Below are 10,024 nucleotides of genomic sequence, written 5' to 3' on the forward strand. Positions count from 1 at the left end.
ATTTCCCTTTTCAGATTCATGTCGGCCATTGAAAGAGCTTCTGCAATCGTCTTATAATCAACTTCCATGTCTCCAAGCTTAACCTTCTTTTCAGGCTTCTTCATAAGCTGATTTCTTACTGTCTCTATGATCTTGTTCACCTCGTCATCGCTTAGCCTCATACGAAATTAGAGCACTATCAACTAATTAAGTTATCCACAACATTTGCCAGCTGGAAGATACCTCATAGAGTTGAGCTGATCCCCACTTATCGGTTTAGAGGAGAAGAACCTGCTGCAAGCTCGAGAGAGTAGGGATCAAGGGAAGCAGGAGTGGATGGTGAAAAGACATACGAAGGCTGCAGGAAGGAAGAAATAAATCTGTATAGACGCTGGATAAGTTTGAAGAAATAAGATAGATTCTTAGAAGATATCCAGAATATAAGTTAAGAAATGTCCATGAACCTAAATTCAAAGCTGATAGCTGTTGCTATGACGATAACTTTTTAAGTTATTCTTTAGACAATAGCTACTTGGGAGGTATATATCCTCATGAGGATAAGAGTTATTGTGCCTATTACTAGCTTCTCGGAGGACTATCTAGAGGATAGAAGAAAGAGATTATCTAAAGAAGCGCTTCCTATGACCGAACTAGAGTTTGTTAGCGTTAAAAAAGGTCCGATAACGATAGAGTCATTTTATGAGGAGGAGTTAGCTGCTATTGATTTGCTGGAAAATGTAAAAAAAGCTGAGGAAGATGGTGTAGATGCTGTGATTATATGGTGCTCCGGAGACCCTGCTGTGCATGCCGCAAGAGAACTTGTTAAAATACCGGTTGTAGGTCCTGGTGAGGCTTCTTTCATTCTAGCTGCCTTATTGGCACATAAATTTACAGTAATATCTCCTTTGGAAAGAGATATAGTTAGATATGAAAATATGGCAAAGATTTTAGGAATAGAATCAAAATTGGCTTCGGTTAGACCGTTGGGAATTACAGTTCTAGGCTTAAGATCTAATAGAGAGAAAGCAGTTGAAAGGATAATTTTGCTCTCTGAAAAAGCTATAAAGGAAGATGGAGCCCATGCCATAGTACTTGGATGCTTAGGAATGTTCGGAATGGCCAAAGAGGTTCAGGAAAAAATAGGGATTCCTGTTATAGATCCAGGTATAGCTGCATTAAAGATTGCTGAGTTGCTTGTACAGACAGGTCTTTCCTTTAGCAAACTAACATATCCATACCCTCCCAAAAAAGAGAGCTAAAATTTCAGAGAGTAAAGTGTACAATTTATTTCGTTCATATAAACTTTACGGCTGATGACCAAAAGAATTGGATCGTTAGTTGATATTACTCTGTCAATAGCTCAACAATCGCCAACGCTATAACTTTTGCGACTTGGATAACTGAGTCCAGCTCTACAAACTCATTAATTCCATGTATGTTATGAGCAATAGGTCCATATCCCACAGAAGGGATGTTGAAGTCATTTATGAAGAATCTGGTATCCAGTCCAGCAGTCCCCCCGCAAAATCTAGGCCTTCTACCAGTAACCTTAAAGGCTAGATCCGAGAGCTTTGATACAAAAGGATCTGATGTATTCACCATAGATGGCTCCGCTCTCCAGCCGATTGTACAGTACTCCGGAGGATTCTCCCTGAGCCAAGGGTCTCTCCTAGATACCTCCTTTAATCTATCCAAGATCTGGCTTTCTATCTCTCTTATACTCTCCCCCGGTGGCCATCCTATTCTGCACATGATCTCTGCCCATGCAGGAACTGTAGAGGGCCAGTCCCCTCCTGATATCATACCAATATTCAAGGTAGTAACATGCCCTTTTACGTCTGGTTCGCATTCTTCAGCAGGTGGGAATACTATTCTCCTTTGCCTCTCTTCATTGAGCTCCTTCAAAGCTTTGTAAATTAGCCATATTTTATCAATCGCGTTAACTCCTTTGTGCGCCTCCTTTGCATGAGCTGGTCTACCTTTAACCCTTATCTTAAAATAGAGAACTCCTGCTGAGGCAACATAGAAATCCAATCCTGATGGTTCTGGATTTATTGAAAAGTTACCAGTATATCCCCTTAATAGAGTAGCTAATGCTCCTCCAATACCACCATCTTCCTCTTCTATAGTAGATTCAACTAGTACCTTGCCATTAATAGGTATTTCAAGCTCCTGAATCGCTTTTACTGCATAAATCATCGCTACAATTCCACCCTTCATGTCTCCAGATCCTCTTCCATAGATCTTTCCGTTAGAAATCTCTCCTCCCCACGGGTCGTATCTCCATTCCTCTTTAGGTCCTGATGGAACCACATCTATATGACCATTGAGAATTAAAGTTTTTCCAGAATTGCCCTCTTCCCATATTCCGATTACATTTGGTCTCTTGCTATAACCAAATTTTTTGTATGAAGCTGTCTCAAAGAAAGATGGATGATCCTTGAGCTCATTTACATTAGGTTCAAATGTTTCCACTTTTAGCCCCATCTCGGTTAGTTTCTCCTTAATAAACTCCTGTGCATCTCCTTCTTGGCCAGTAATGCTGGGAATTTGAACTAGTTGACTCACCAGCTTAGCGATCTGGTCACGATTTTCATCTATTTTCTTAAAAATTCGTTCAGATAGACTATAATATAAATTAGGCATTAAACAACCCCCTTTAAAAAGAGTAAAAAGATAGAGCTAAATAATTTTAGAGGCTTCCTCAAGCTGATCAGAAACCAGATTTATTTTTCTGACAGCTTTAGTAAGATACATGTAGAATTCATCTGTATCCCTTGGAATTTTGGTTAACTCCTCAATTATTGATAGATTGGGAACCGTATACTCTAGATGGGTAAGTCCATAGGGATCCTGACCATATCTCCCTGCATCATATGTGTACATTAATGGAACTATATATCTTGATAACTTCATTAGAACATTATTTATTTCCTCCATTTCTAAATCTTCTACTGTCGTCGCTTTATCGATTTTCTCCCTTACTCTCTCCTCAAATTTCTTAACTTTTTCATTAAGTTCTATAGCATTATGTTCTATCCTGTTTAAATTTACAATTCCACCTGAAAGTTTCTTTATCTCTTTTACATAATTAACTATTTTTTCTGTAGCTTCACTAAACTTATAAGGCAGTATTGGAAGATTAACAAATCTTAACGAGAGTGCAGCATATACTTTTAAGCTTCTTTCATAGGCTTTTAAGTCTATCTTATCTATGGAATCCTCTGGACCATGGTACCACCATCCGAGATATATCGGAGTATATCTCCCAACCTCTCTAATGATCTCCTCCCTCGGAAATGCTGTAAAAGTCATTAGATGAGGAACTCCAACACCTAAAGCAGAAGCATCACCTACCTTGATTAACCTGTGAACTTCAACAGGTTCCATTCCATCGACATCTGTTATAGTTTTTGCTATAAACTCATGAAGGCCTTCTGTCGCCATTGCCCAAAATCTTTCAGATCCTTTCATACCTGTGGAATCTATGTTCAGCCATCCAACGCAGTTCTTGTTTATATCATCCCAGAAATTATCTACATACCATGTGGATCCATCCATTATGCCCGATTCATGCCCGGACCACCATGCTAACCTTATACTTCTCCTTAAATAATCTCTATACTTTGTAAATACTCTTGCAAACTCCAATAGTGCAGCATTACCTACTGCATTGTCGGTTGCTCCAGGTCCCCAGCAATCAAAATGCCCATTTAGAATAATGAACTTTTCTGAAGCCTTCGAGCCTTTCACATAGGCTATAATATCATGTATGTCCTTAAAGCCCCTCCAAGTCTTAGTCATCAGCCATACTTTCACCTTACCTTCCTTCTCAATGAGATCCTTCAGAAAAGCACCATCAGCCTTTGTAATACCGACTGCAGGAATTCTAGTTATTCTTGGAATATCATCCGGAGTGGGGTTTCCCCAGATAGACTTTACAGTCCCTCTGGGTAGTAGCTTTCTTTCAATAAGCCCCCAATTTATCTGTATTTGAGCTATTGCGCCCTTTTCTTGCGCAATTCTTACCTTCTCTGGCCTAGGGGGAGAATATGATAGTTCAGCAAGAGTTATCTTACCCTTTACATCTCTGCCCTTGTAATCATCAATTCCACCAGAACCTACATATACTATTTCTCCCTCTATGCCTTCAGGAGGAGTACAGGCGCTTTGAGCATATACCTGACAGGGTATTTCTTTTTCTATCGGATATATTATTTTTAACTTAGCTTCTATGGGCATGCTCACATATCCTTTAAATGTATATATATCATGCTCCACGCCTGCCTCATTTAACCTCCTTGATATATATTCTACGAATCTGCCCTCTTCAGAAGAACCGGCTATCTTTTCTCCTATCTCACAAATTGCTTTGATATCTTCAAAAGCCCTATCTACCGATATTTCATCCAAAATTTTTCTTTCTAGGGATATATCATAGAACTTCATCCTAGGACCCCTTAGATATAGTATGGAGAGCTTAAAAAGCTTTATGTCAAAAGTACAAATATTAACAGCAAAAACTCTTCTTTGTGTAGCTTCAGTAAGGTTTTTATAAAAGTAGCCAGAGTCCCTAAGGGGGGATCTTGGAAGGCGATGAAACTATACTTGAAGTTATAAATATAACAAAGAAGTTTGGAGGACTTACTGCCTTAAATAATGTAAGCTTTGATGTTAGAAAAGGGGAGATCCTGGCAGTTATAGGTCCAAATGGCGCAGGCAAGACAACACTAGTTAACATAATTTCTGGCATACTCAGGCCTACAGCTGGAAGAGTGGTATATAAAGGTATAGATATTACTAACACTAGACCCAACAAGAGAGCAAAGATGGGCATTGCAAGAACATTTCAGGTGCCCATTTATATCAAGAATTTAAGAGCTATCGACAGCGTCGCTATACCATTAACATGGAAGCTGAAAGATCTAGATCTAGCTAGAAAGAAAGCAGCAGATTTGCTAGAGAGAGTAGGATTTGATAATCCATATAAAATGGGGAAGGATCTAACATTAACTGAGGAAAAAAGACTAGAAATTGCAAGAGCTTTGGCTCTAGAGCCTGAGCTCCTTCTACTCGACGAACCTGCAGCAGGTTTAAGGCCTAATGAGATAGATGAGCTCGAAAGTCTAATTCTAAGTATAGCAAAACAAAGAAATATTACCATCATCCTAATAGAGCATATAATAAAATTTGTCATGAAAATCTGTCATAGAGTAATTGTTCTAAACTTCGGTAATAAAATAGCCGAAGGATCCCCAGAGGATGTTGTTGCCAATCCTGATGTTATTACAGCATACTTAGGGGGGATCATCTGATGTTAAGTATAGAGAATCTGTTTGTTTATTATGGGAAGGCCATAGCAGTTCGAGACATATCCTTAAATATTAATAAAGGAGAAATCGTTATCCTTATAGGTCCAAATGGCGCAGGCAAAACCTCAACTTTAAGAGCAATAATGGGACTTAATAAGGAAATAAATGGTAAAATATACTTTAAAGGAAATGAAATTTCCAAGTTATCAACAGCAGCTAGAGTAAAGCTCGGAATAAATATGGTACCAGAAGGCGGACACCCATTTCCTTACTTAACGGTAGAGGAAAATCTCCTAGTGGGAGGATTTCTCATGCCGAAAAATAAAATAGAAGAAAATCTCGATTATATATATAATCTTTTTCCAAGATTAAAAGAGAGGAAGAAACAACTAGCAGGCACTTTGAGCGGTGGAGAAAGACGTATGCTAGCGATTGGAAGGGCATTAATGACCAATCCTGAATTACTGATGATAGATGAGCTATCATTAGGGCTTGCACCTGTGATAACAGAAAACCTTTTCAAAAGTATAACGAAGCTCCGAGAGGAGGGTATGACAATATTTCTAGTTGAGCAGAATGCTAAGAGATCATTAGAAATAGCCGATAGGGGGTATGTTATCGAAAATGGAACAATAGTACTCGAAGGTAGTAGAGAAGAAATGATAAAAAATGAATATTTGAGAAAAGCCTATCTAGCTTTATAGAGGTTATACATTTTTAACTTTCACTTTTTTCTTAAAAGAGAGTATCTTTACAATCATTTCTTTTAATAGACCGCTGGGAGTTGCTATTATAATCAAGATCAGAATTAATCCATATATAACCAGTCTTAGTTGTCCTATTACTCTAAAATATTCCTTCAGAAACGAAATAACAAGAGATCCAGCAAATGCACCATATATAGTCATGAAACCTCCTAACATAGTGGCTAGCACAATGTCAAGCATCGTGCTGACCCAAGCAACTTCTGGACTTAGTAGTTGAATATAATGAGCATAAAATGCACCTGTAAGCCCTGAGATGAATGCAGAAATTAGAACTGCTACTAGCTTATATTTGATCGTATCTATTCCTAATGTTTCAGCAACTTCTTCTGACTCCTTTATCACCCTTAATCTAAGCCCGTACTTTGATTCAACGAAAATTTTGAGAAATATCAAATTTATTATTAATAGAGCATAGGCTAAATAGTAATAAGATGTTCTATTAGTGTATTCAAAAGTTATTTTTATAATACCCAAGTCTATTGGGGTAAATGTTGGGATACCCCAGAGACCTGAAGGTCCTCCTGTTAAGTCTCTAAATATTGTTATTGCTTCATATATAACAAGACTAAAAGCTAAGGTCACCAATGCTATATAGGGACCTCTAAGCCTTAGAACAGGATAAGATATCACTAGGGAGGCTAGCAGGGCAGATAAACCCCCTATTAAGAGACCTAGCCAAGGAGATATCCCATAGTTAATGCATATAATAGCGGATGCATATCCTCCAATAGCATAGAATGCCTGATGTCCAAAGCTGAATAAACCTCCATACCCTGTTAGCATGTCCCAGCTTGCTCCCAAAGTAGCCAATATAAAGGAGAGAATTAAGATATGGAGAATGTATTGGTCAGAAGTAATCAATGGAATCAATAATCCAAGTAATATAATTATGAATATCCAGTTCTTAATAACTAAATCTCTCAAACTAAGAAAGCTTCTCATTCTCTTCTCACCCCAAATAACCCCTTTGGTCTGAATGTAATTACCATAATTGCTATAGTAAAAGCAATTAGATAACCCCATTCACTCGAGTAAAAGAATGCAGTAAAACTATTAATAATACCAAAGAGTATGCCTGTCAGAATGAGACCTCCTATGGATCCCAGTCCAGAGACTATCACGACAATGAATGCCATTAGGCCTGGAAATGCTCCTATTGTAGGAGAAACATAATATAGAGGGCTTAATAAGGAACCTGCAGCTGCTGCTAAACAGACACCCAGCCCAAATATCATAGGATACATTATTCCAGGGCTAACTCCCGACATCTCTGCTAGCTCCTTATTTTGGGCCAGTGCTCTCATTGCCCTGCCATATTTTGTTTTTTTGAAAAACAAATATATCAAAAGTATCAACATAACGGCTATCAAAGCGCTAACAGCTCTTTGAAGATCTATGATAACGCCCCCTATTACAACATTACCTCGAACATAAGGTGGAACTCCTTTATATTCCGCTCCAAACACTAATATCGCTAAGTTTTCCAGTACAACAGAGAGACTTAAAAGCCCTATCAGACCAGCCAATGCCCAACCTTCCCCTCCTCTTCTTCTAATAGGCCTTAACATCAGGAGATCTACTACATAACCAAATATGAATGCAATAATAATAGAAAACATTATCGCTATTATAGGATTTGGAGTAACATTTTTTATAACTAAATAAGTTATATATCCTCCCACCATATAAAAAGCTCCATGTGCAAAGTTAAATAGATCCATCCCTTCTAATATAATAGAAAACCCAAGTCCCATCAGCGCAAAGAAAAGACCATCTATAAGTCCATTTACAGCAAGTTGCATTATCATAACTGGGTTGAAGGGAGGAATTTGCAAAAAAGAAGGATAGGGAAAGAAGGAATACAAGTCAAGCAATGTTCCCACCTACTGACCTATTTTACCCTTTCGGGAACCACCATGGCTGCTTGAACTTAGCATCTGGGAAGAACTTTATAGGCCATAAGAACTCATGATGATAACTACCTCCTTCCCATTGGATCTGTCCAAAGGAGGAGGGTACTCTGTCCGGTCCCCATTCTGGACAATGGAGTGTCTTGTTCCAGACGTAATAACCTGTGGATCCTTCATATTCTTGGTTTAGAAAGGCTTCTATAAACTTGTCTGGATCAATTTCACCGACTTTTTCTAAAGCTTTCTTTATCATCATGATAGTGTCATAAGTCAAGCCCGCATTTGAGATGGATGCTTCGCCCCATCTAGCCTTAAACTTTTCCATGAACTCCTTTACTCTTGGTACTTTATCACTCCATAAGGAGTTCAGAGTCCATACGAGCCCATCAGAGCTATTACCAACTAGATTAATATATGCCGGGAGTTGTGTAACATATACACCTAAAAAGTATATCTTTAGCCTCATTGCTTGGAATTGCTTTGTAAGTGCAGCAGCTGCCCCAGGAGATGTCCCAATCATCCAAATAACCTCTGCTCCTGAATCTCTTACCTTTAATAGTATGGGCGTGAAGTCTTCTTGATCTGTGGGGAATAATTCATCTACAACAATCTCCCAACCTTTCTCCTTTGCATATCTCTTAAAAGCATTGGCATTATCTATGCCGTATGCTGTTTTCTCAGCGATCACTGCAACCTTTTTACTGGTTATTTTAAACCATCCCTTAGAAATGGCATCCTCGAGAAATACAACAGATGCCTTTCCGTAAGCTTCTTCGCTATAAGGTGTCATTCTTATATAATATTTATACTTATCAGTATCGGACAGGAACTTCTTAGTAAGGGCATCACTAGAAGCTCCCAAGGTAATGTACGGTATTTTGTATTTAGCGCTAACATCCATCATAGCCAGAGCTACATCACTATTAACTTCGCCTATAACTATATTCACTTTATCTTGTGTTGCAAACTTTTCAAAAACGCTTACACCAGTAGCGGGTTTCGACTCATCATCTCCAACAACCAACTCGACCTTGTAATAGCCATCTTTTAATTTAATACCTCCCTGCGCATTTATTTCTTCTACAGCCATGATGGCCCCTTTCCTTTGCTGATCTCCTGTATATGCAGATCCCCCGCTCAGAGGTGTGGATAATCCTATCTTAATCACACCCTTTATGGCAGTCACATTAGTAGCTTGAGATGGTCCTTGTGATGGCCTGAAGAGTGCCGCAACAGCCACTGCCAGTATTATGATAACAATCACGGCCGATATATAGGCAACTTTCCTAGAGGAATTCATTTTCTTCCCCCTTTCTTTGGGGAAAGGGGGAATCAATATAAAGTTTACCACTAGGGAAAAAACTATTTAGCTCTCTTTTTTAGTGTCATGTCTCTTATGAAATTCTTTTTTGGTTCTTATCAGGGAAGGGCAAAGAATATTGAAACAAATAGTTGCTCATGAGGGCTCCATATGCTTCCGGAATGTAGCTAAGAAAACTCTGTCCAGAAAGTTATTTTTGAGGAAAAAACAGTTATCAAACCTAGTTCTCAAAATACTCACATTTGTTCCTTATATTTTTGGCTAAAAACCTCTAGAATTGGCTTCTAGAATAGACCTTGTGGGGACATTTTGGGCATAGGAGACAATTTCTATTAGGAATTTGGATTCTGACGTTCAAACAGAAAGTTATATAAAAACTTTTCCAATAAAATCCCTCAACATTTGGAAAATTAATAAGCTGGAAAAGGACGTTGATAACACTAAAAATACTGAAGGATTTTATAATATCCATCAGCTTGACAGAATCAACGGTAAATTATATAATGTCACAAGATACAAATATTCTCAACAGTAAATTAAGAGATTAATATAAGATCAAAAAGTTTTCCTGAAAAGTTTAAAATAAGGAAATCTTCTAGAGAAGAGGTGATCTATTGATAGAGAGAGTTGAGATCTACGAGGCAAAGCTCTTGTATAGGCAGCCCTTCACGATCTCCCTCGGGACCTCAACTTACAGCGTTGATGTGATAGCAAAGGTCTACGATGATGAGGGAA

At 38.3% G+C, this 10,024-nt stretch carries 8 protein-coding genes; 3 read left to right on the forward strand and 5 right to left on the reverse strand.

Annotated elements, in window-relative coordinates:
• Positions 1–530 precede the first annotated feature (530 nt).
• Positions 531–1,238 carry an aspartate/glutamate racemase family protein gene (locus D6D85_RS10170; RefSeq protein ID WP_125671932.1) on the forward strand — a complete coding sequence of 236 codons (708 nt, stop codon included), beginning with the start codon at positions 531–533 and terminating at the stop codon, positions 1,236–1,238.
• Positions 1,239–1,323: 85 nt separating this feature from the next.
• Here D6D85_RS10170 and D6D85_RS10175 read toward each other — a convergent pair whose 3' ends face one another.
• Together D6D85_RS10175 and D6D85_RS10180 are read right to left on the reverse strand one after the other, a co-directional pair.
• Entirely contained in the window at positions 1,324–2,625 is a 1,302-nt protein-coding gene (locus tag D6D85_RS10175) for an ArgE/DapE family deacylase (protein ID WP_125671933.1), read from the reverse strand.
• Positions 2,626–2,661: 36 nt separating this feature from the next.
• Complete coding sequence (locus D6D85_RS10180; protein WP_125671934.1) at positions 2,662–4,428, reverse strand: M28 family peptidase; 1,767 nt, start codon at positions 4,426–4,428, stop codon at positions 2,662–2,664.
• A 137-nt stretch (positions 4,429–4,565) separates the two neighbouring features.
• On the opposite strand from D6D85_RS10180, the gene D6D85_RS10185 reads away from it, so the two are divergent.
• A complete protein-coding gene (locus D6D85_RS10185; RefSeq protein WP_125671935.1) occupies positions 4,566–5,294 on the forward strand; it encodes an ABC transporter ATP-binding protein in 729 nt (242 codons plus the stop codon).
• Complete coding sequence (locus tag D6D85_RS10190; protein WP_125671936.1) at positions 5,294–5,995, forward strand: ABC transporter ATP-binding protein; 702 nt, start codon at positions 5,294–5,296, stop codon at positions 5,993–5,995. Before D6D85_RS10185 ends, D6D85_RS10190 begins: the two co-directional genes overlap by 1 nt.
• A gap of 3 nt (positions 5,996–5,998) precedes the next feature.
• Here D6D85_RS10190 and D6D85_RS10195 read toward each other — a convergent pair whose 3' ends face one another.
• From D6D85_RS10195 to D6D85_RS10205, 3 genes are read right to left on the reverse strand one after another with little or no spacing between them, the layout of a single operon-like run.
• Positions 5,999–7,000, reverse strand: a complete 1,002-nt coding sequence (locus D6D85_RS10195) for a branched-chain amino acid ABC transporter permease (protein WP_161969823.1) — start codon at positions 6,998–7,000, stop codon at positions 5,999–6,001.
• Positions 6,997–7,932 carry a branched-chain amino acid ABC transporter permease gene (locus D6D85_RS10200; RefSeq protein WP_125671938.1) on the reverse strand — a complete coding sequence of 312 codons (936 nt, stop codon included), beginning with the start codon at positions 7,930–7,932 and terminating at the stop codon, positions 6,997–6,999. The genes D6D85_RS10195 and D6D85_RS10200 overlap by 4 nt, the downstream gene beginning before the upstream one ends.
• A 22-nt stretch (positions 7,933–7,954) precedes the next feature.
• Positions 7,955–9,268 (reverse strand): ABC transporter substrate-binding protein, encoded by a 1,314-nt coding sequence (locus D6D85_RS10205; RefSeq protein WP_125671939.1) that lies wholly within the window; start codon positions 9,266–9,268, stop codon positions 7,955–7,957.
• Positions 9,269–10,024: the final 756 nt, after the last annotated feature.

The sequence above is a fragment of the Candidatus Methanodesulfokora washburnensis genome (assembly GCF_003947435.1).
Taxonomy (GTDB): domain Archaea; phylum Korarchaeota; class Korarchaeia; order Korarchaeales; family Korarchaeaceae; genus Methanodesulfokora; species Methanodesulfokora washburnensis.

What these genes read in the sequence shown, in the direction of transcription:
- D6D85_RS10170 (WP_125671932.1), top strand. Translation starts at nt 531, where the DNA reads ATGAGGATAAGAGTTATTGTGCCTATTACTAGCTTCTCGGAGGACTAT.
- D6D85_RS10175 (WP_125671933.1), bottom strand. Translation starts at nt 2,625, where the DNA reads ATGCCTAATTTATATTATAGTCTATCTGAACGAATTTTTAAGAAAATA.
- D6D85_RS10180 (WP_125671934.1), bottom strand. Translation starts at nt 4,428, where the DNA reads ATGAAGTTCTATGATATATCCCTAGAAAGAAAAATTTTGGATGAAATA.
- D6D85_RS10190 (WP_125671936.1), top strand. Translation starts at nt 5,294, where the DNA reads ATGTTAAGTATAGAGAATCTGTTTGTTTATTATGGGAAGGCCATAGCA.
- D6D85_RS10195 (WP_161969823.1), bottom strand. Translation starts at nt 7,000, where the DNA reads ATGAGAAGCTTTCTTAGTTTGAGAGATTTAGTTATTAAGAACTGGATA.
- D6D85_RS10205 (WP_125671939.1), bottom strand. Translation starts at nt 9,268, where the DNA reads ATGAATTCCTCTAGGAAAGTTGCCTATATATCGGCCGTGATTGTTATC.